The sequence below is a fragment of the Limimaricola cinnabarinus genome (assembly GCF_047631075.1).
Classification (GTDB): Bacteria; Pseudomonadota; Alphaproteobacteria; order Rhodobacterales; family Rhodobacteraceae; genus Limimaricola; species Limimaricola cinnabarinus.
Genome location: NZ_JBLHYX010000011.1, coordinates 30,849 through 52,202, shown reverse-complemented (window position 1 = coordinate 52,202; position 21,354 = coordinate 30,849). Strand labels below are relative to the sequence as shown.

The window sequence follows — 21,354 nt, the reverse complement described above, 5'->3', positions numbered from 1 at the left end:
CAAAGCCCCGGGCCGGATAGCCGGTCGAAACGCGCGCGTCGTTTCGGCAAATCGCAGGCGAATGCCGAAATTTCATGCACGTGGAGCGAGAATGCGCCGCTATCGGTGACCCAGCGCTGGCATGGCCCCCCTCAGGGAGCAGAGTGCCCAAGACACTGATGGAGAACCCAGAATGTTCCGCTTCGGCCCCAAGACGCTGCCCCTCGCCCTCTTTTGCCTCACCGCCGGACCAGCCGCGGCGCAGGACCTCGTTCCCGTCAGCTTCGGGACCAATTGGGTGGCGCAAGCCGAGCATGGCGGCTTCTACCAATCCGTGGCCGACGGCACCTATGCCGAATGCGGCCTCGACGTCACCATCGTCCCGGGCGGGCCGCAGGTGAACAACCGCGCGCTGCTGCTCGCGGGACGTATCGACTACCACATGGGCGGCGATCTGTTGCAATCCTTCAACGCGGTGCACGAAGGCGTGCCGATCGTATCGGTCGCCGCGATGTTCCAGAAGCATCCGCAGGTAATCCTCGCCCATCCTGAGGCGGCCGAAACCTTCGAGGATCTCAAAGATCTGACGCTGTTGATCGGCGACAACGGCTACCAGTCCTATTACCAGTGGATGATCAACGCCTATGGCTTCACACCCGAGCAGCGGCAGCCCTACACCTTCAACCCCGCACCCTTCCTCGCCGATGCGAAGATGGGCATGCAGGGCTATCTCAGCTCCGAGCCCTACCTCGTCGAAAAGGAGGGCGGCTTCACGCCAAAGGTGTTCCTGATCGCGGATGCCGGTTTCTCGACCTATGCCACGCTGATCGAGACCATGGCCGACACGATCGAGACGCGCCCCGAACAGGTCGCCTGTTTCGTCGATGGCTCGATCAAGGGCTGGTACGCCTATCTGAACGGCGACAATTCCTCCGCGAACGAGATGATCCTCGCCGCCAATCCGGAGATGACGCGGGACAAGCTCGACTTTGCGGTCGACCGGCTAAAGGCCGAGGGCATCGTGATTTCAGGCGACGCGGAGACGCAAGGCATAGGCATCATCACCGATGCCACGGTCGAGGATTTCTACGACAAAATGGTCGAGGCCGGGGTGATCGAGGCCGGACTTGACTGGAAGGCCGCCTACACCACCGAATTCGTCGGCAAGGGCGTGAGCCTCGACGCGGCGGAGGGGCAGTGAACGACGCCGTCGCACTGACCCCCGCAGGCTGCGTAGCCGGGGCCCGGCCCGGCCTCGCAGAGCGACCGGAGCTGCTGCGGCTCGAACATGTCAAAAAGCGGTTCCGCGGCGGGGTCGAGGCGCTGCGCGACATGAACCTGACCGTGAACACGGGCGATTTCATGTCGTTGCTCGGCCCTTCGGGCTGCGGCAAATCCACGGCGCTGCGGCTCATCGCCGGGTTGATGCAGCCAAGCGCCGGGCGGATCGAGATGCTGTCGGGCAAGGGAGCGAAACATGGTCCAGATGTCGGCCCAGATATCGGCGTGGTGTTTCAGGAACCGACGCTGATGCCTTGGGCCCGGGTTGCCGAGAACGTCTGGCTGCCCTGGCGGCTGCAGGGACGCAGCTATGCCGACGCGCGCGACGATGTGCTCGAAGCGCTCAAGCTGGTCGGGCTCGAGAAATTCCAACGCGCCTTTCCGCGCGAGTTGTCGGGCGGTATGCGGATGCGCGTCTCGATCGCGCGGGCCCTCGTCACGAAACCACGGCTTCTACTGATGGACGAGCCCTTCGCCGCGCTGGACGAAATCACCCGGTTCCGGCTCAACAATGACCTGCTGGCGCTGCGTGAAGCGATCGGCTGCACGGTGATCTTCGTCACCCACTCCGTGTTCGAATCCGTGTTCCTGTCGGATCGTATCGTCGTCATGGGCGCACGCCCGGGCCGGGTAATCCGGGAGCTTGAGGTCGATGCGCCCTATCCGCGCGACGAGGCCTTCCGCACCTCTGCAACCTATGCCGCGCATTGCCGCGAAGCCTCGGATGCGCTGCACCACGCCATGGGAGAGGCGGCATGACCGAAGCCCATTACGAAGCTGGCTTCGATGGGCCGGCACGACGGGAAATCGAAGATGCCGAGGAGGTGGCGCGCGCCCGCCGCACCCGGATCACCAGGATCGCCCGCTGGACCCTGCCTTCGCTGGTGCTGATCCTCTCGGTGCTGGCATGGCATCTCTATGTCACCTTGGCCGAGGTGCCGCATTACATCCTGCCCGGCCCGCTCCTCGTGATCGAGACCATGATCGCGGACTGGCCGACGCTGTGGCCGGCGATGCAGGCGACCGCCAAGCTGACGCTTCTGGCGCTCGTTTTCGCGGTGGCGGGCGGCGTCGGGCTCGCCGTCGCCTTCACGCAGTCGCGCTGGGTCGAGATGTCGTTCTTTCCCTACGCCGTGATATTGCAGGTGACGCCGGTGATCGCCGTCGCGCCGCTGTTGCAGATCTATGTCGAGTCCGCGTTCCTCGCGGCGCTGCTCTGCGCGTGGATCGTGGCGTTCTTTCCGATCCTGTCGAACACGACGACCGGGCTGAAATCGGCGGACCACAATCTTCAGGACCTGTTCACCATCTACGGCGCGACGCGCTGGCAGCGGCTGCGCCACCTCTCGGGTCCGTCGGCCCTGCCCTATTTCCTCGGCGGGTTGAAGGTCGCGGGCGGCCTCGCGCTGATCGGCGCCGTGGTGGCCGAATTCGTGATCGGCCGGGCGGGCACCGGTCTCGGCCTCGCCTCGACCCTGCTCGAAGCCTCCTACCGCTTCAACTTCGGCCGCCTTTACGCCGCGCTCATTCTGATCTCGATCATGGGCGTCGCGATCTTCGCGGTGATGAGCCTGGTCAGCCACCTCGCGCTGTTCCGCTGGCACGAAAGCGCGCTGAAACGAGAATGACGATGTATTTCAAAGCATTCCCCGAGGGGCCGCTGACCCTTCGCAACGTGACCGTGCCTGCCTGCCTGCTGGGCGGCGGTGATGGTGGCGGCGACCTGATCCGCACCGACATCGGCATCGATACAGGCCGCGTGACCCCCCCCGGTGGCACGCCGGTCGAGATGGGCGGCGCGATGCTGCTGCCCTGTTTCACCGACATGCACACCCATCTCGACAAGGGCCACATCTGGCCCCGCGCCGCGAACCCCGATGGCAGCTTTGCGGGCGCGCTCGCCACCGTGGGCCAAGACCGCGCTGCGCGTTGGTCGGCCGAAGACGTGTATCGCCGCGCCGATTTCGCGCTGCGCTGCGCGCATGCGCATGGCACACGGGCGATCCGCACCCATCTCGACAGCCTGTCGCCGCAGGACGACATCTCGTGGCCGGTCTTCGAGCGGCTGCGCGAGGACTGGGCCGGGCGGATCGACCTTCAGGCCGCGAGTCTCGCGGGATGCGACAGCGTCGATCTGCGCGGAAGCTATCGCCATACCGCGGATCTGGTCGCGCGGGCGGGCGGGGTCTTGGGTCTCGTCACCTACCCGGTGGAAGATCTGCGCGACCGGCTGCGTGCCTTCTTCGACCTTGCCGGCACCTGCGGCCTGCCGGTCGATTTCCATGTCGACGAAACGATGGACCCCGATGCCGAGACGCTGCGCCTGATCGCCGAAACGGTGATCGAGACCGGTTTCGACGCGCCGGTGGTCGTCGGTCATTGCTGCTCGCTCTCGACCCAAGACGAGGCGCGCGCCATGGCGACGCTCGACCTCGTGGCGCGCGCCGGGCTGGGGGCGGTCAGCCTGCCGATGTGCAACCTCTATCTGCAGGACCGGCAGGCCGGGCGCACGCCGCGCCGACGCGGAGTGACCTTGGTGCATGAAATGAAGGCGCGCGGCATCCGGGTCGCCTTCGCCAGCGACAACACCCGCGACCCGTTCTACGCCTACGGCGATCTCGACATGCTCGAGGTGCTGCGCGAGGCCACGCGCATCGCCCATCTCGACCATTCCGACCCCGACTGGGCGCGCGCGGTGACGACCACCCCCGCCGAGATCTGCGGCTTCGCGCAGGCCCGGCTCGCGGTCGGCGATCCGGCCGATCTGGTGATCTTCCGCGCCCGCGACTGGACCGAGCTTTTCGCCCGCCCGCAATCCGACCGCATCGTGCTGCGCGCCGGACGCGCCATCGACCGAACCCTGCCCGATCACGCCGAACTCGACGACCTGATGGAGACCGCATGACCCCCGATATCGCCGCCGTGAAAGCGGCCCTTGCCCATCTCGACATCGAGGAACGCGACACCGCGATCCGCTCCGCAAGCCGCGACTTCTTCTGGTATTCGCCGGTGCTCAAGCCCCGGCTCGACCATGTCCGAGCCGATTTCGTGGTCCGCCCCCGCTCCGAGGCCGAGGTGATCGAGGTGCTGCGCGTCTGCCACGCGCATGACGTGCCGGTCACCACCCGCGGCGCGGGCACCGGCAATTACGGTCAGGCGATGCCGCTCGCCGGTGGCTGCGTCCTGCACCTCAAGCACATGGACAAGGTGGGCGAAATCGCGCCCGGACGGGTGATCTGCGAGCCGGGCGTGCTGCTCAAGGATCTCGATGCGGCGTGCCGCGCCCATTCGGGACAGGAGCTGCGGATGTTCTCCTCAACCTGGGCCACGGCAACGATCGGCGGCTTCGTCGCGGGCGGTTCGGGCGGCGTGGGCTCGGTCCGCTGGGGCAGCCTGCGCGATCTGGGCAACATCATCCGGCTGCGGGTCGTCACCATGGAGGCCGAGCCACGGGTGCTGGAATTCCGTGGCGAGGAGCTGGCCCGCGTCAGCCATGCCTACGGCACCAATGGCATCATCACCGAACTTGAGATGCCGCTCGCCCCGGCGCATGATTGGGTCGACCTCTTGGTGGATTTCGACGATTTCGACGCCGCAATGGGCTTTGCCGACGATCTGGCCAACGAGGACGGCCTGCTGATCAAGCTGGCCAGCGTTTACGAGGCCCCGATCGCGCATGCGTATTTCGCGCGGATCAAGCCGCATGTGACGCCGGACAGCAACCTCGTCGGGCTGATGGTTGCGCCGCATGCGATGGACGGCTTCCTGACCTTCCTCGGACGCAGGCCCGAAGGGCGGCTGATCTGGCGCTCGGACGCGCCTGACTGGGACCGCGCGCCGGGGCAGGTCTTCGAATATGGCTGGAACCACACCACGCTGCGCGCGCTCAAGGTCGATCCCGCCATCACCTATCTGCAGGTCCGCTACGCCTTTCCCGAACACCGTGTGCTGGTGCGCGCCATGCGCGAGGAGTTCGCGCCCGAAGTGCTGCAGCATCTCGAAGTGATCCGCGAGAACGGCAAGGTGAGCCTCGCCGGTCTGAGCCTCGTGCGCTTTACCACCGAGGCGCGGCTCGACGAGATCATCCGCCGCCACGAAGAGGCCGGGGCACTGGTCTTCAATCCGCATCGCTACACGCTCGAGGAGGGCGGGCGGCAAAAGGCCGATCCGCGCCAGCTCGATTTCAAGCGCGAGGCCGATCCCAAGGGCCTGCTTAACCCCGGCAAGATGATCGCCTGGGACGATCCCGATTGGAGCTATGACGCCATCTATGCCTGGCCGGGCCTGCGCGCCTCGTGACCCGCCCTGTCCGACATGTCGGCGGCCCCGACCGGATGCGATGCATCGCGCTTTGCGACACGAACCGTTACGACGCGACGGTGCGCGCGCCGCATCCGCCGCGGCTGCGGCGCGAAATGAGGGCACGGTGATGCGCGCGCTCATCATCCACTGTCACCCGCGCGAGGAGAGCTACACCGCCGCCGTGCGCGACACGGTAATGGACCGGCTCGCCGCGCGCGGTGTCGAGGCGCGCTTGATCGACCTTCATGCCGAAGGCTTCGATCCGGTCCTTTCGGCCACGGCCCATGCCGATTATCTCGACCTTTCGGTCAACCAGCGCGGGTTGGAAGAGCATATCGCGGCGCTTGAATGGTGCGATACGCTGATCTTCACCTATCCGACCTGGTGGTACGGATTGCCCGCCATGCTCAAGGGCTGGCTCGACCGGGTGCTGCTGCCCGGCGTCGCGTTCGAGATGCCGACCGAGACGGGCGGCGACATCCGCCCCGGCCTCACAAACGTCACCCGGATCATGGTCTTCACCACCTGCGGCGCGAGCCGGTGGCTCACCGCGCTGGTGGGCGCGCCGGGCCGTCGCACCCTGACGCGCGGGCTGCGGCTCATCTGCGCGCGGCGATGCCGGACCGATGTGGTGGCGCATTACCTGATGGACAGCGCAACACCCGACAGCCGCGCCGCGCACCTGTCCCGCGTCGCGGCCCGGATGGACCGGGTCCTGCGCCGCGCCACGCCAATGAAACGAGGAGCCGCGACATGACCCGCCCCCTGGACTGGGCCGCGCGCCGCGCCCCGGATTTCGCCACAATCGACCCCGAACGCGCCATCGCCATCCTGCCCACCGCCGCGATCGAACAGCACGGCCCGCATCTTCCGGTGGGCACCGACCTGATGATCGCCGATGGCATGCTCGGGCGGCTGCGCGCGAGCTGCCCCGACGATCTCGATATCGCGATCCTGCCGGTGATGGCGGTAGGCAAATCGAACGAGCATCTCTGGGCGCGCGGCACGCTGACGCTCTCGGCCAGCACGGCGCTGGACGCCTGGACCGAGATCGGCCTGTCGGTCGCGCGCGCAGGTTACCGCAAGATCGTCATCGTCAACAGCCATGGCGGCAATCTCGACCTCGTCTCGATCCTCTCGCGCGAGCTGCGCGTGCGCGCCGCGATGCTGGCGGTCAAATGCCAATGGGGGAGCTTCGGCCATCCGGCGGGGATGTTCGACGAGGACGAACTGCGCTTCGGCATCCATGGCGGCGATGTAGAGACCTCGCTGATGCTCGAATTCCACCCCGAACTGGTGGATATGGGCCTCGCCGCGCGCTTCGAGTCGCAGGCGCGGGAGATGGCGGTCCCGCCCGTCGGGCCGATCAGCTGGGGCTGGATCTCCTCCGATCTCAACCCCGATGGCACGGTGGGCGACGCCAGCGCCGCCACCGCCGATAAGGGTCGCGCCACGACACGGCATCAGGTCGCGGGCCTGATCGACCTGCTGCGCGACGTGGCCGCCGCCCCGCTTCCGATCGCGCCCGCGGGCATCGACCCCCGCCCCTAGGATCAGAGCACGAATTTCGCTCGTGACCACCAATCGGGTCGCGGTCTCAGCACTCCGGCAGGTTGACGGCGATGCCGCCGGTGGATGTTTCCTTGTACTTCGTGCTCATGTCGCGGCCGGTCTCCAGCATCACCTTGATGCAGTTGTCGAGCGGCATGAAATGCGTGCCGTCGCCGCGCAGCGCCAGCGCCGCCGCCGAGACCGCCTTGATCGCGCCAAGCGCGTTGCGCTCGATGCAGGGCACTTGCACGAGGCCGCCCGCCGGGTCGCAGGTCATGCCCAAGTGATGCTCGAGCGCGATCTCGGCCGCGTTCTCGATCTGCGCGTTGCTCCCGCCCATCGCCGCCGCGAGCCCCGCCGCCGCCATCGCCGCCGCCGAGCCGACCTCGCCCTGGCAGCCCACCTCGGCGCCCGAGATCGAGGCGTTGGTCTTGATGATCCCGCCGATCGCGGCGGCGGTGAGAAGAAAGTCGCGGCGGCGCGCGTCGCTCACCCCGTCGCAATGATCGAGCCAGTAGCGCAGCACCGCCGGCACCGTGCCCGCCGCCCCGTTGGTCGGGGCGGTGACGACGCGGCCGCCCGCGGCGTTCTCCTCGTTCACCGCCATGGCATAGACGCTCATCCATTCGTTCGCAACATGCGGCGACGGGCGGTTGCTTTGCCGTTCGGCCAGAAGGGCCGCGTGGATCGCACGGGCGCGGCGCTTGACCTTGAGGCCGCCGGGCAGGACGCCCTCCTGCGTCAGCCCCCGGTCGATGCAGGCGTTCATCGTCTCCGACAGCGCGTCGAGCTGCGCATCGAGGGCCGCCGTGCCGCGCGCCGCCTCGTTGGCGCGCTTCATCGCCGCGATGGTCAGGCCCGACCGCGCGCCCATCTCCAGCATCTCGCGCGCGGTGCGAAACGGATAGGGGACATGCGACGGCTCGGCCCCGTCCTTGGGCGCGTCGCGCGCGGCCACCATCTCGGCCTCGGTCTGCACGAAACCGCCGCCGACCGAGTAATAGGTGGTGGTCAGGAACGGGTTCCCAAGCCGGTCGAAGGCGCGAAAGATCATGCCATTGGCATGAAGCGGCAGCGCCGGGCCGTAATCGAACGTCAGATCGGCCTCGGGATCGAAGCCGAGCGGCGGCAGGGCCTCATGCCGCAGCGCCCGGCTCTCGCGCAGCTTTGCGATCATCGCCTCGGCGGCCTCGGGGTCGAGGGTTTCGGGGCGCTGTCCCAAAAGCCCGAGGATCACCGCGCGGTCGGTGGCGTGGCCCTTGCCGGTGAAGGCGAGGCTGCCATGCAGCGACACCCGGATCGAGGCCACCTCGCCCGCGCCGGGGATGCGCTCGGCCCCGCCGCGCAGATCGTCGAGAAACCGCGCGGCGGCGACCATCGGCCCCATCGTGTGCGACGAGGACGGCCCAATGCCGCGCTTGAAGATCTCGAACACCGAAACGAACATCCGGATCCCTCCCGAACGGGGGCCAAGGTCGCGGCCCGGCCGATGCCGGGCGGTTCAGAACCCGGCGGCGATCTCCGCGCGCCCGGTTTCCAAAAGCGCGCGGACATGCGGCGCGAAGCTGCGCCAGACATCGAGGCGGAAGGCGTTCTCACCGTCGCGCCACAGCACCACCTGCGCGGTGTCGAACACCGTGCGCATGGCCCGCCCCGGCGCCAGACGGTCGAGATCGCGCGGGCAGGCGATGGACAAGAGCTCCCGCGCCGCCGGGCCGCTGACCACATAGCTGATCTCGCGGTCCGAGATTTCGACCAGCGCGTGCGGCGCGGACGCATAGGCCGCCGCCCCGGCCTCGACGATGGCGTCGCGCTCGGCTTCGGGCGCGTGGATCAGCCATTCGTCCGGGCCGAGGCACAGCGCCGTGCGGTCGCCGGCCCGCGCCGTCCGACCGACCGCGCCAGGCAGCTCGAGCCCGAGCGCCCGGCCCAGCGTCGCCGCGTTCGCGCCGCGCACCCTGAGCGAGAACCGCGCCACCGGGGCCAGCTCCTCGATCCGCAGAGGCCCGGCGGCATCGGCGGTCGTGTCGGTCGCCCGGAAATCATGCGTCTGGTGGGTCATGTCCTGCCCTTTCACAGCTTCAGCCGGTCGCCATCGGGATCGTAGAAGGCGGTCGAGGTGATCTTGGCCCGCACCACGCCGCCCGGCATCGGCACATGCACCGTCTCGCCCTCGCGCTCGTGCCCGCCCTCGATCAGCGCCATGGCGATGGAGCGGCCCAGCGTGGCGCTATGATAGGACGAGGTGACGTGCCCCACCATCTTCATCGGCAGGGGCTGATCCGGGTCGAGCACGATCTGCGCGCCCTCCTCCAGCTTCACCTTGCCGTCCTCGGTCATCAGGCCGACGAGCTGGCGGCGCCCCTTGGCCACGAGGTCGGGCCGCGCGAGGCTGCGCTTGCCGACGAAATCGGGCTTCTTCTTCCCGATCGCCCAGCCGAGATTCGCGTCCTCGGGGGCCACCGTGCCGTCGGTGTCCTGCCCGATGATGATGAAGCCCTTTTCGGCACGCAACACGTGCATGGTCTCGGTGCCGTAGGGGGTGATGCCATGCGGCTCGCCCGCCTCCATCAGCGCTTCCCACAGCGTGCGCCCATGCCGCGCCGACACGTTGATCTCGAAGCCCAGCTCGCCGGTGAAGCTCAGCCGGAACAGCCGGACGGGGAAGCCCGCCACCCGGCACTCGGCCACCGACATGTGCGGCATCGCCTCGGCCGAGATGTCGACGCCCTCGACCAGCCCTTCGAGCACGCGCCGCGCGTTCGGACCGTTGAGCGCCACGGTCGCCCATTGCTCGGTGGTGGAGGTGAGCCAGACGTCGAGATCGGGCCACTCGGTCTGGAGGTAGTCCTCCATCATGTTCAGCACCCGTGGCGCGCCGCCCGTGGTGGTGGTGACGTGGAACAGGTCGTCGGACAGCCGCCCGATCACCCCGTCATCGCGGATATAGCCGTCCTCGCCCAACAGCACGGCATAGCGGCAGCGCCCCGGCGCGAGCTTGGTCCACGGGTTGGTGTACATCCGGTTCATGAATTCGACCGCGTCGGGCCCCGCCACCTCGATCTTGCCCAGCGTCGAGGCATCGAAGATGCCGGCCGAGGCGCGGGTCGCGAGGCATTCGCGCACCACCGCCGCCTCCATGTCCTCGCCCGCCTGCGGAAAATACCACGCCCGCCGCCAGAGCGAGACCGGCTCAAACACCGCGCCATTCGCCTCGGCCCAAGGGTCGATCGGCGTGCGCCGCGTCACCTCGAAGGTGGCGCCCCGGTGATAGCCCGCAAACGCGCCGAAGGTCGTCGGCGTATAGGGCGGGCGGAAGGTCGTCAGCCCGACCTCGGGCGGGGGTTTGCCCACCGCGTCGGCGGCGATCATCAACCCGTTGATGTTCGACATCTTGCCCTGATCGGTCGCCATGCCGTTGGTGGTGTAGCGTTTGACATGCTCGATCGAGCGCATGCCCTCGCGCACCGCGAGGCGGATGTCCTTGGCCGTCACGTCGTTCTGGAAATCGATGAAGGCGCGCACGCGGGACGAGCGGCGATCCGTCGGCAGCTCCTTGTGGCTTTCGCCCGTCCCGGCCCGGTCCTGCGCCACGGCAATATCCGACGCCTGCGCCTCCTTGCCCAGTGCCCGCGCCGCCTCGGCCCCCACCGCCGCGCCGTCCGACAGCGCCGCGCCATAACCCCAAAGCCCGCGCCCCGCGCCCGCGATGTGGCAGTCCTCGGTCATGCGGCCGGGCAGGAAGGTGCGGCTCTCCTCGTCCCACGCAAGGCTGCCCTTGGTGTGCGAGAAGAGATGCAGCGACGGGGTCCAGCCGCCCGACATCAGCAGGCAGTCGCAATGGATCATCCGCGGATCGCCGACCGCGCCGCCCTGCACCGGGTTCACCGTCACCGAGGCGATGCGCAACCGGCCGCGCGTTTCGGTGACGGTGTGGCGCGGCAGCACCTCGATCCCGCGCAGCCGCGCCTCGGCGCGCAGATCCTCGCGCGGGGTGGCCCGCGTATCGACGATGGCGACGATCTTGGTGCCCGCCGCCGCGAGGTCGAACGCCGTGAAATACGCGCTGTCATGCGAGGTGACGATCACCGCGCGATCGCCGACGCGCACGCCCCAGCGGTGCAGATAGCTCTGCGCCGCGCCCGCCAGCATCACGCCGGGCCGGTCGTTGCCATGAAACACCAGCGGCTTTTCCAAGGCACCCTGCGCCAGCACCACCCGCGCCGCCCGCACCCGCCACATCCGCTCACGCGGAGCGTTCGCGGGGAGGGTGTCGAGGTGGTCGGTGAGCTTTTCGCACAGCCCCACCATGTTCTGGTGGTAATAGCCGATCGCGGTGGTGCGAGTCATCAGCCGCACGCCAAGCCGCGCCAACTCGGCCCGCGTCGCCTCCAGCCAGTCCCAGGCCCCCTGCCCGTCGATCTCCACGCCGGGATCCGACAGCAGCGCCCCGCCCAATTCCGGGTTCTCGTCCACCAGCGTCACGCGCACACCGGCATGGGCCGCCTCCAGCGCCGCCATCAGCCCCGAGGGCCCGGCGCCCACGACGAGCAGGTCGGTGTGCAGATAGCGCGAGGCGTAGATGTCGGGGTCTTCCGCGACCGGCGGCTTGCCCAGACCCGCGGCGCGGCGGATCACCGGCTCGTAGAGCTTGTCCCAGAAGCTGCGCGGCCACATGAAGGTCTTGTAATAGAACCCCGCCGAGAAGAACGGGTGCAGCCCGTCATTCACCGCGCCGAAATCGAACGACAGCGAGCCGAGCCGGTTCTGGCTCTCGGCAACCAGCCCCTCGCGCAGCTCCTGCACTGTGGCGCGGGTGTTCGGCTCGAACCGGCCCCCCGTCTCACCGGCCCCGCGCGAGGTGCCGATGAGCGCGTTGGGCTCGGCGGAATCGGCCGTCACCGGCCCGCGCGGGCGGTGATACTTGAACGACCGACCCATCAGGTGGACGCCATGCGCCAAGAGCGCCGAGGCCACCGTGTCGCCGCGCAAACCGACAAAGGATTTGCCGTCGAAGCGGAAGGTCACCGTTTCGGCGTGGTTCACCCGGCCCTTGCCGGGGATGCGATACCGGCTCATTGCGCGACCTCCAGCTTTGACAGATCGGGGCGCGGCTCGCCCGCCTTGTAGGTCATGAGGAACCGGTCGCTCACCGTGTCGCGCACCGCGTTGAAGAAGCGCGCGCAGCCATGGATATGACGCCAGCGTTCGAAATGCGGCCCCTTGGGGTTGGAGCGGATGAACAGGAAATCGCGCCATTCCTCGTCCGACATCGCCGAGGGATCGAGGGGCCGCGCGATATGCGCCTCGCCCGCATAGGCGAACTCGAGCTCGGGCAGGGTCTCGTCGCAATAGGGGCAATGGATCAGCAGCATTCTCTCACCTCAATGCGCGACGGCGGCGGCGGCCGCCTCGTCGATCAGCCGCCCCGTGCGGAAACGGTCCAGCGTGAAGGCGGCGTTCAAGCTGTGCGGCTCGCCCGTCGCCACCGTGTGCGCCAGCACATGCGCGGCCCCCGGCGTCGCCTTGAACCCGCCCGTGCCCCAGCCGCAATTGACGAAGAGGTTCGGCACCGGCGTCTTGCCGATGATCGCCGAGCGATCCGGCGTCACATCCACCGTGCCGCCCCATTTCCTGAGCATCCGCATCCGGTTGAAGATCGGGAAGATCTCGCAGATCGCCGCCACCGTGTGCTCGATCAAAGGCAGCCCGCCGCGCTGGCTGTACGAGGTGTATTGATCCGTGCCCGAGCCGATCACCAGCTCGCCCTTGTCGGACTGGCTGATATAGGCGTGCACCGTGTTCGACATCACCACGCAGGGAAACACCGGCTTGATCGGCTCCGAGACCAGCGCCTGCAGCGGGAAGCTTTCGAGCGGCATCCGCACGCCCGCGCTCTCCATCACCACGCTCGTATGCCCGGCGGCCGACACCGCGACCTTCTTCGCGCCGATGAAGCCGCGGGCGGTGTCCACCCCGGTCACCGCCCCGTCGGGGCCCCGCCGGATCGCGATCACCGGGCAGTTCTGGATGATATCGACGCCCCGCGCCGCCGCCGCCCGCGCATAGCCCCAGGCCACCGCGTCGTGCCGCGCGGTCCCGGCGCGCATCTGCAGCGCCGCGCCCATCACCGGGTAGCGCGCATCCGCGCGGATGTTGAGCGGCGGGCAGAATTCCTTGGCCTCCTCGGCCGAAAGCCAGCGGTTGTCGACGCCGTTCAGCCGGTTGGAATGCACGTGCCGCTGGAAGGACTGCACGTCATGGACATTGTGCGCCAGCATCATCACGCCGCGCCGCGAGAACATGACGTTGTAATTCAGGTCCTGGCTCAGCCCGTCCCACAGATCGAGCGCGTGGTCGTAGAGCCGCGCGCTCTCGTCATAGAGATAGTTCGAGCGGATGATCGTCGTGTTGCGCCCGGTGTTGCCGCCGCCGAGCCAGCCGCGATCGATCACCGCGACATTGGTGATGCCGTGCTCGCGAGCGAGGTAATAGGCCGCACCCAACCCGTGCCCGCCCGCGCCGACGATGATGACGTCGTATTCCTTCTTGGGCTGCGCATCGGGCCACTGCTCGCGCCAGCCGGTGTGACCGGTGAGCGCGTTCTTCACGACGGCGAAGGCGGAAAAGCGGGTCATGGCGCGGTCCTCGGGCCGGGAAACATCCTTGGGGTCCACAATGCCACGAAATCCGCCCGAGCCTCTGGATGAATGCGCCATTTCGGCGTTACGATTGCGACATGACCCCTACCCCCGCCCCACGTCCCCGCCTGCGCGTCGGCTTCCTGCTGGCGCGGCGCTTCACGCTTTCGGCCTTTGCCAATTTCGTCGATGTTCTGCGCCTCGCCGCGGATGAGGGCGACCGCTCGCGCCCGATCCTGTGCAGCTGGCAGGTGATCGCCCAAGACAGCGCGCCGGTCCGCTCGAGCTGCGGCGTCTCGGTCGGCCCCGAGGAAAAGCTCGGCGATCCTTCGCGCTTCGACTACATCGTGGTGATCGGCGGGCTGATCGACGAGGGCGGCCTGCCGCCCGAGGAGATCGCGTTTTTGCGCCGCGCCGCCACCGCCCGCGTGCCGCTCATCGGCGTGTGCACCGGGGCCTTCATCTTGCACCGCGCCGGGCTGATGCAGGGCTACCGCTGCTGCGTGAGCTGGTTTCACCACGATGATTTTCTCGAACAGTTCGACGGTCTCGTCCCGGTCTCGGACCGGGTCTTCGTCGAGGACCGCGACCGGCTCACCTGCTCGGGGGGGGCCAGCTCGGCGCATCTCGCGGCACATCTGGTCGATCGGCATGTCGGGCGGGCGGCGGCGCGCAAGAGCCTGCACATCATGATCATCGACGAGGCGATGGCCGCCGACGATCCGCAGCCGGGCCTGCCGCTCGACCTCAAGACCCGCGACCCGCTGGTGCGGCGCGCGCTGCTGCACATGCAGCAAAATCTCGACGCCGCCCCCGGCGTGGGCGAGATCGCCGCGCGGCTCGGCGTCAGCCGCCGCAAGCTCGAGCGGCACATGCGCGAGGCGCTGGGGCTGAGCCCGGCGGCGGCCTTTCTCAAGGTCCGCCTCGCCCATGCGCGCTTCCTGCTCGCTCGCCCGGGTCACAGCGTCACCCGCATCGCCGCCGAGGCCGGCTTTTGCGACGTGTCGCACCTGATCCGCGTGTTCCGCCAGCACGAGGGCACGACGCCCGAAGCCTGGCGACAGGCCAACGCGGCGCAGCGCGCGCCGGTCTGACGACGGGCCCCCGTCTCGGCCCCCTATCGCGCGTCAGCCCCCGGAGCCTTGCCGCGCCGCCCGGCTGTGGCGATAGTTGCGGAGGAGCCAGACCAGCCCGCCAAGGGTCACGGCCCCCGCCATCACCACCCCGACCGAGCTGCTGATCATCGACGCGATGTCGTCGATCCGATCCGCGAAAACAAAGCCGAGCCACGCATAGCCCATGCTCCACAAGAGTCCGCCCGCGAGCGCGGTCAGCGTGAAGCCCCTCCATGACAGGCCCAAGCCCCCCGAGATATAGGCGACATAGGGGCCAAGCGGGCTGAACACGGTGCGCGACAAAAACACCGCCGCCAATCCGCGCCGCTCCACCAGCCTCTTGGCGCGGCCCAGCACGGCGGCGGTCCCGGACCGGCTTTCGAACCGCGCGATCAGCGGCGCGCCCGCGCGGCGCGCGGTCCAGAAGGCGATCTGGTCGCCCACCGCGAACCCCAGATAGGCAAAACCCACGAGCTGCCACAGCGCGAAGTCATCCGCGGCGGCAAAGCCGCCCGCCACCATGACCATCATCGAGGACGGCACCGGAAGCGCGAGGGCCGACAGGGTCACGCTGACGAGGATCAGCCACAGCCCGTAGGTCGGGATCAGCGCGAGGAAAGCGTCGGTCATCGGCCCCTCCGCGCCCGAAGCTCCCGCTGGGCCTCTTCCACCATGGCCTGAAACTCGGGCAGCGTCATTCCGGTGTCGCGCAGCGCCTGCCCGACAGAACGCGGCACAGCCTCCCTCGGCGTATCGCCGTCATGGCCGATGAGCTCGAACAGGATCGGCCGGGGCAGCCCCCAAGATCGCTCGACATAACGCAGCGACATCCACGGCTCGACCGGGCGGTCCCGATGGGCGGGGTCGGCAAAATAGACGGCCTCGGCCAGAAAATCCACGGCAAAGACCAGAGCGGCCACCAGCGCGACCAGCGTGATCAGTCCGAGAAGGCGGTGCCTGCGCCAGACAAAGCCGATGAAATCCGTCATCCGAAACGTCCCTGTCCGGCCCCGCGCGCCAGCCTATCCCGTTTCGCTCGGCTTGCCAAAGCGCATGCCCCCCCGCCCCGCGGGGGGGGGGGGACCGGAAGGGAGCGGCGTCAGCGCAGGTCTTCGGGCAGCAGCGCCTCGGGCATGTTCTGATAGCTCACCGGGCGCAGCCAGCGGCGGATCGCCAGCGTGCCGACCGAGGTGGCACCGAAATTGGTCGAGGCCGGGTAAGGCCCGCCATGCACCATCGCCTCCGCCACTTCAACGCCCGTGGGATAGCCGTTGACGAGGATGCGCCCGACCTTGCGCTCCAGCACCGGCACGAGGGTTCGGGCCAGATCGGTGTCGCCCTCCTCCATCTGCAGCGTCGCGGTGAGCTGACCGTGCAGCCCCGCCGCCACGCGCGGCATGTCCGACGCGTCGGGCAGCCGCACCACGATGCCGAGGGGCCCGAACACCTCGTCGGCCAACTCCTCGTTCGCCTCCCATGCGGCAAGATCGGTCTCGATCAGCCATGGCGTCGCGTTGCGCCCCTCGCAGGCCTGGCCAAAGCTCTTGCCAGCGGTCCGGGCCATGCGCTCGGCGCCCTCGTGGAACGCCTTGGCGATCCCATCGGTCAGCATCACCTGCGGCGCGCCCGCGCCCATCGCCTCGGTGGCGGCGGCGACCATCGCCTCGGCCTGCGGCCCTTCGGTCACGAAGACGACGCCGGGATTGGTGCAGAACTGCCCTGCCCCCATGCTCAGCGACGCGGCCCAGTCGCGACCGATCGCCTCGGCGCGGCTCTCCATCGCGCCGGGCAGGCAGAACATCGGGTTGATCGAGCCCAGTTCTCCGAAGAAGGGGATCGGCTCGGGCCGCGCGGCGCACAGGTCGTAAAGCGCGCGCCCGCCCTTGAGCGAACCGGTGAAACCCACCGCCTTGATCAGCGGATGCTCGACCAGCGCCCGCCCGACCTCGAGCCCGCCATCATGCACCATCGAGAAAACCCCGCCCGGCAGGCCGGAGGCCGCGACCGCCGCGGCGGTCGCCTCAGCCACGATCTGGCTGGTGCCCGGATGGCCGGGATGGCCCTTCACGACCACCGGGCAACCGGCGGCCAGCGCCGAGGCCGTGTCGCCCCCCGCCACCGAAAAGGCGAGCGGGAAGTTCGACGCGCCGAACACGCCCACCGGGCCGATGGGGCGCTGGATCATTCGCAGGTCCGGGCGCGGCAGCGGCGCGCGGTCGGGCAGCGCGGTGTCGTGGCGGCGATCAAGATAGGCGCCGTCGCGGATGTGCTCTGCAAAGAGCCTGAGCTGGCCGCAGGTCCGGCCGCGCTCGCCATTGAGCCGCGCCTCCGGCAGGCCGGTCTCGGCGGTGCCGATGGCGGTGATCTCCGCGCCGCGCGCTTCGATCTCGTCGGCGATCTTCTCCAACAGCGCGGCGCGCGCCTCGCGCGTGGTGGCGGCGAAGGCGGCAAAGGCGTCCTCGGCGGCGCGCACCGCGCGGTCGATCAGCGCGGACGTGCCGAGGGGATAGTCGCGCGGCTCTCCCGTGGCGGGCGAGGAGGCGAAGCTCTCGCCGCCCGTGACGGTTTCACCCGCGATGAAATGGGCTCCGGTCATGTCGTCTCCTTGTCGAATTCGAACGGGGCGACGGTGATCCGCCGCCCGAGCGTCATGGCATCGGCCACGTGGATCATCGGGGCGAGATCGACCTCGCTCTCCCGGTTCGCGACCAGCTGTGCCATGCGGGCGTAAAGCGACGGGTATTCGCCCGGATGGTCAAGCAGCTTCTGCTCGGCCCCGTCCACCTCGATCCGCGCGCCGCCGTCGCGCAGCGCGATCGACCCCTTGTTGGTCTCGATCTCGATGTCCCAGGTCTGCGGCCCCTCCTGCCGCCAGTCGAACACCGCGCCGACATTGCCGGTGAACTCCAGACGCGCCGCGATCGGCGTGTCGCGGTTCTCGGGAAACTCCAGCTCGGCCGAGACGAGATGCACAGGCTCTGGCAGGATCTCGGTCAGGATCGACAGCGCGTTGATGCCCGGATCGAACACCCCCATGCCGCCGGGTGCGAAGACCCACTCCTGACCGGGGTGCCATTTGCGCACGTCTTCCTTCCAGGTGATGCGCAGGCTCTGCACCACCCGCTCGACCAGCCGCGATTTCGCCGCCGCCACCCCTGCCGCCATGCGGCTGTGCCACGTGGCATAGAGCGTGACGCCCTGTTTCGCCGCCAGCCGCTCAAGCTCATGCACCTCGGCCAAGGTCTGGCCCGGGGGCTTTTCGAGCATCACGTGCCGTCGCGCCAGAAGCGCCTTCTTCGCGTAGTCGAAGCGCGGCTGCGGCGGCAGGCAGAGCGAAACCACCTCGATGTCGGGGCGCGCAGTGAGGAAGGCGTCGAAATCATCATGCGCCTCGACGCCCTCGATCGCGCCCGACCGGCTCACCGTCGCGGCAAGATCCCAGTCGTCGCTGGCTTGCAGGGCGGGGAGGTGTTGGTCGCGGGCGATCTTGCCGATGCCGACGAGGGCGATTTTGCGGGACGTGGTGCCGTAAGCCATCAATGGCTCTCCTTTCCGACCGCGTTGCCGCGGCAGCCAACGAGAAAGTCGAAATCGGCCCCGGTTTCAGGCCCCATCACCCGCTCGTGGTAGAGGCTGGCATAGCCCGAGGCCGGGGCCTTGGTGTGCGGTGTCCAATCCGCGAGACGCGTCGCCAGTTCCTCGTCCGAGATATCGAGATGCAGCCGCCGCGCCGCCACGTCGAGCTCGATCATGTCGCCCGAGCGCACCACCGCCAGCGGCCCGCCGCGCGCCGCCTCGGGCGAAGTGTGCAGCACCACCGTCCCGTAGGCCGTGCCCGACATGCGCGCGTCGGAGATTCGCACCATGTCGGTGATCCCCTTGCGCAGGATCTTCGGCGGCAGTCCCATGTTGCCGACCTCGGCCATGCCCGGATAGCCGCGCGGGCCGCAGTTCTTGAGCACCATCACGCACGCCTCGTCGATGTCGAGATCCTCGTCATCGATGCGCGCCTTGTAGTCGTCGATGTCCTCGAACACGACCGCCCTGCCCCGGTGCTGCATCAGCGACGGCGTCGCGGCAGAGGGCTTGAGCACCGCGCCCAGCGGCGCGAGGTTGCCCTTGAGCACCGCGATGCCGCCGGATTTCGCGAGCGCCTTTTCCACCGGCAGGATCACGTCCTCGTTCCAGTTGCGGACCTCCCGCACCTCGCCCCAGATCGTGCCGCCCGACACGGTCAGCGCCTCGCGGTGCAACAGCCCCGCCTCGCCAAGCCGCCGGATCACCACCGGCAGGCCGCCCGCGTAGAAGAACTCTTCCATCAGGTGCTTGCCCGAAGGCATCAGGTTCACCACCGTCGGCACGTCGCGGCCGCAGCGGTCCCAGTCGTCGAGCGTCAGATCGAGCCCGACCCGCCCCGCCACCGCCAGCAGGTGGATCACCGCGTTGGTCGAGCCGCCGATCGCGGCATTGGTGCGGATCGCGTTCTCGAAGGCGTCCTTCGTCATGATGTCCGAGGGCTTCAGATCGTCCTTCACCATGTCGACGATGCGCCGCCCCGTCAGATGCGCCATCACCCGGCGGCGGCTGTCCACCGCGGGGATCGCGGCGTTGCCCGACAGAGCCATGCCAAGCGCCTCGGCCATCGACGCCATGGTGCTCGCCGTGCCCATCGTGTTGCACGAGCCGGGCGAGCGCGACATCGACGCCTCGGCCTCGACGAACTCCTCCGCCGTCATCTCGCCCGCCTTCACCGCCTCGGAGAACCGCCACAGATGCGTGCCCGAGCCGACCTTCTCGCCCCGGAAATGGCCGTTGAGCATCGGCCCGCCGGACACGAGGATCGCCGGAAGATCGACCGACGCCGCGCCCATCAGGAGCGCCGGCGTGGTCTTGTCACAACCCGCGAGGAGCACCACGCCATCCATGCACTTGCCGCGGATCGCCTCCTCGACGTCCATGGCGCACAGGTTGCGATACATCATCGCCGTGGGGCGCAGGGTCGATTCCGACGGGGAGAACACCGGAAACTCGACCGGCAGACCGCCCGCCTCGTAGACGCCGAATTTCACCCGCTCCGCCAGATCGCGCAGATGCGCGTTGCACGGCGTCAACTCCGACCAGGTGTTGCAGATGCCGATCACGGGGCGGCCATCGAAGAGGTCGGCCGGGAGCCCTTGGTTCTTCATCCAGCTGCGGTGATAGATCGCATCCTTCGACGAGCCCCCGAACCATTCCTGCGAACGCAGCTTGCGGGGCCAAGGGGCGGGGGTGAAGCTCATGAAGGGCCTTTCGAAGGGTGGTGACGCGCCCTGCCCCGATCAGGGCGTCGGGCGGTTGGGTTGGCGACGGCGCGACCGGCGCGGCGTCGATCCCGAAAGCATCGCCCTCCCCAGATCGACATGTCCCCGCCTGACGACGCGCGGCGATCCTGCTTGATGAAAGGATGCATGACAAATAATGTATAAGCATGGTCACATAGCGATCCTGATATGAATACACGGCTGCTGCGACACGGTCTGAAGTTCGCGCATCTTCAGCTTCTGGCCCTTCTGGCCGAGACGGAGCGGCTCGGCGACGCCGCCGACGCGCTCGGCATCGCGCAGCCTGCCGCCTCGCGCCTGCTTTCGGAGGCCGAGCGCATCGTCGGCTGCCGTCTGCGCCTGCGCGACGGGCGCGGCATTCGCCTTACCCCCGAGGGCGAGGCCCTCGCCCGACGCGCGGCACGCATCCTGACCGAGTTGCACGACGCCGAGCGCGAGATCGGCGAGATCGGCTCCGGCCTGTCGGGCGATGTGCGGATCGGCTCGGTCACGGGACCGGCCATGGAGCGGGTGCTCCCGCTGCTGCGCAGCGCGCGCCACGCCCTGCCCAAGCTGCGCATCCATGTCGAGGTCGCCAATTCCGAGGTACTGGGCGAGGCGCTGCTCGACGGCCGGATGGACCTCGCCCTTGCGCGGCCGCCGCGCGGTCATCCCGCCGGGCTGTTCGACTTCACCCCGATCTGCGAAGAGCCTGTCGTGCTGGGGGTTCGGCCCGGGCATCCGCTGCTGTCGCGCGCGACGATCACCTATGACGATCTTCTGGCCCATGACTGGGTGCTGCCCGAGCGGGGCACCATCCTGCACGACACGGTGCAGGAACGGCTCGCCCGCCTCGGCCTGCCCGCCCCCGAGGTCAAGGTAACGACCTCCTCGTCGCTGCTGACCCTCGCGCTGGTGCAGCGCAGCGACGCGATCGCCCCCCTCGCCGTGGCGGTGGCCGAAGAGTTCGCGGGTGAGGCCTGCGCCATCCTGCCGATCGATCTGGGAATATCGGTCGCCCCCTTCGGGCTGATCACCCGCGCCGATGCCGCCCTGACCACGGGGGCACAAAAGCTGCGCGAGATGCTGATGCAGAACGCGGCGGCACCCGAGGCGATGCGTACCGCGCGCGGATAGGCGGCGTCCCGGCCCCCTGCCCGTCCCGGCCCCCTGCCCGTCCCGGCC

The 21,354-nt window shown here is 68.7% G+C and carries 19 protein-coding genes; 9 read left to right on the top strand and 10 right to left on the bottom strand.

Annotated elements, in window-relative coordinates; translation table 11 throughout:
- Window positions 1–172: 172 nt before the first annotated feature.
- From ACJASC_RS10655 to ACJASC_RS10625, 7 genes are all read left to right on the top strand, one after another.
- A complete protein-coding gene (locus ACJASC_RS10655; protein WP_415145866.1) occupies window positions 173–1,180 on the top strand; it encodes an ABC transporter substrate-binding protein in 1,008 nt (335 codons plus the stop codon).
- Complete coding sequence (locus ACJASC_RS10650; protein ID WP_415145864.1) at window positions 1,177–2,019, top strand: ABC transporter ATP-binding protein; 843 nt, start codon at window positions 1,177–1,179, stop codon at window positions 2,017–2,019. Before ACJASC_RS10655 ends, ACJASC_RS10650 begins: the two co-directional genes overlap by 4 nt.
- On the top strand, window positions 2,016–2,888 hold the full coding sequence (locus ACJASC_RS10645; RefSeq protein WP_415145862.1) for an ABC transporter permease: 873 nt from the start codon (window positions 2,016–2,018) through the stop codon (window positions 2,886–2,888). The genes ACJASC_RS10650 and ACJASC_RS10645 overlap by 4 nt, the downstream gene beginning before the upstream one ends.
- A 2-nt stretch (window positions 2,889–2,890) precedes the next feature.
- Window positions 2,891–4,165, top strand: a complete 1,275-nt coding sequence (locus tag ACJASC_RS10640) for a cytosine deaminase (RefSeq protein WP_415145860.1) — start codon at window positions 2,891–2,893, stop codon at window positions 4,163–4,165.
- Window positions 4,162–5,559: an FAD-binding oxidoreductase gene (locus ACJASC_RS10635; protein WP_415145858.1), complete on the top strand. Its 1,398-nt coding sequence runs from the start codon at window positions 4,162–4,164 to the stop codon at window positions 5,557–5,559. The genes ACJASC_RS10640 and ACJASC_RS10635 overlap by 4 nt, the downstream gene beginning before the upstream one ends.
- Before the next feature lie 130 nt (window positions 5,560–5,689).
- Window positions 5,690–6,319 carry an NAD(P)H-dependent oxidoreductase gene (locus ACJASC_RS10630; protein ID WP_415145856.1) on the top strand — a complete coding sequence of 210 codons (630 nt, stop codon included), beginning with the start codon at window positions 5,690–5,692 and terminating at the stop codon, window positions 6,317–6,319.
- Entirely contained in the window at window positions 6,316–7,113 is a 798-nt protein-coding gene (locus ACJASC_RS10625; protein WP_415145854.1) for a creatininase family protein, read from the top strand. The genes ACJASC_RS10630 and ACJASC_RS10625 overlap by 4 nt, the downstream gene beginning before the upstream one ends.
- A gap of 46 nt (window positions 7,114–7,159) precedes the next feature.
- Here the strand turns inward: ACJASC_RS10625 and ACJASC_RS10620 are convergent, their stop codons facing one another.
- Genes ACJASC_RS10620 through ACJASC_RS10600 form a run of 5 tightly spaced genes read right to left on the bottom strand, consistent with a single transcriptional unit; the run spans window position 7,160 to window position 13,751 of the window.
- Window positions 7,160–8,560, bottom strand: coding sequence for an L-serine ammonia-lyase (locus ACJASC_RS10620; RefSeq protein ID WP_415145852.1), 1,401 nt, complete (start codon window positions 8,558–8,560; stop codon window positions 7,160–7,162).
- Window positions 8,561–8,614: 54 nt separating this feature from the next.
- Window positions 8,615–9,175 carry a sarcosine oxidase subunit gamma gene (locus tag ACJASC_RS10615; protein ID WP_415145850.1) on the bottom strand — a complete coding sequence of 187 codons (561 nt, stop codon included), beginning with the start codon at window positions 9,173–9,175 and terminating at the stop codon, window positions 8,615–8,617.
- A gap of 11 nt (window positions 9,176–9,186) precedes the next feature.
- A complete protein-coding gene (locus ACJASC_RS10610; RefSeq protein ID WP_415145848.1) occupies window positions 9,187–12,192 on the bottom strand; it encodes a sarcosine oxidase subunit alpha in 3,006 nt (1,001 codons plus the stop codon).
- Complete coding sequence (locus ACJASC_RS10605; RefSeq protein WP_415145846.1) at window positions 12,189–12,488, bottom strand: sarcosine oxidase subunit delta; 300 nt, start codon at window positions 12,486–12,488, stop codon at window positions 12,189–12,191. The genes ACJASC_RS10610 and ACJASC_RS10605 overlap by 4 nt, the downstream gene beginning before the upstream one ends.
- Window positions 12,489–12,497: 9 nt before the next feature.
- A complete protein-coding gene (locus ACJASC_RS10600) occupies window positions 12,498–13,751 on the bottom strand; it encodes a sarcosine oxidase subunit beta family protein (RefSeq protein ID WP_415145844.1) in 1,254 nt (417 codons plus the stop codon).
- A 101-nt stretch (window positions 13,752–13,852) separates the two neighbouring features.
- On the opposite strand from ACJASC_RS10600, the gene ACJASC_RS10595 reads away from it, so the two are divergent.
- Complete coding sequence (locus ACJASC_RS10595) at window positions 13,853–14,848, top strand: GlxA family transcriptional regulator (protein ID WP_415145842.1); 996 nt, start codon at window positions 13,853–13,855, stop codon at window positions 14,846–14,848.
- A 33-nt stretch (window positions 14,849–14,881) separates the two neighbouring features.
- Here ACJASC_RS10595 and ACJASC_RS10590 read toward each other — a convergent pair whose 3' ends face one another.
- The 5 genes from ACJASC_RS10590 to araD all read right to left on the bottom strand — a co-directional run bounded on the left by ACJASC_RS10590 (window position 14,882) and on the right by araD (window position 20,148).
- On the bottom strand, window positions 14,882–15,499 hold the full coding sequence (locus ACJASC_RS10590) for a DedA family protein (protein ID WP_021694907.1): 618 nt from the start codon (window positions 15,497–15,499) through the stop codon (window positions 14,882–14,884).
- On the bottom strand, window positions 15,496–15,858 hold the full coding sequence (locus tag ACJASC_RS10585) for a hypothetical protein (protein ID WP_415145840.1): 363 nt from the start codon (window positions 15,856–15,858) through the stop codon (window positions 15,496–15,498). Before ACJASC_RS10585 ends, ACJASC_RS10590 begins: the two co-directional genes overlap by 4 nt.
- A gap of 110 nt (window positions 15,859–15,968) precedes the next feature.
- A complete protein-coding gene (locus tag ACJASC_RS10580; RefSeq protein ID WP_415145838.1) occupies window positions 15,969–17,465 on the bottom strand; it encodes an aldehyde dehydrogenase (NADP(+)) in 1,497 nt (498 codons plus the stop codon).
- Window positions 17,462–18,406 carry a Gfo/Idh/MocA family protein gene (locus ACJASC_RS10575; RefSeq protein WP_415145836.1) on the bottom strand — a complete coding sequence of 315 codons (945 nt, stop codon included), beginning with the start codon at window positions 18,404–18,406 and terminating at the stop codon, window positions 17,462–17,464. Before ACJASC_RS10575 ends, ACJASC_RS10580 begins: the two co-directional genes overlap by 4 nt.
- Window positions 18,406–20,148 carry an L-arabinonate dehydratase gene (araD, locus tag ACJASC_RS10570; RefSeq protein WP_415145834.1) on the bottom strand — a complete coding sequence of 581 codons (1,743 nt, stop codon included), beginning with the start codon at window positions 20,146–20,148 and terminating at the stop codon, window positions 18,406–18,408. Before araD ends, ACJASC_RS10575 begins: the two co-directional genes overlap by 1 nt.
- 210 nt (window positions 20,149–20,358) lie before the next feature.
- On the opposite strand from araD, the gene ACJASC_RS10565 reads away from it, so the two are divergent.
- The gene (locus tag ACJASC_RS10565) at window positions 20,359–21,306 is read left to right on the top strand and encodes a LysR family transcriptional regulator (protein ID WP_415145832.1); all 948 of its coding nucleotides are present in this window, start codon (window positions 20,359–20,361) and stop codon (window positions 21,304–21,306) included.
- Window positions 21,307–21,354: the final 48 nt, after the last annotated feature.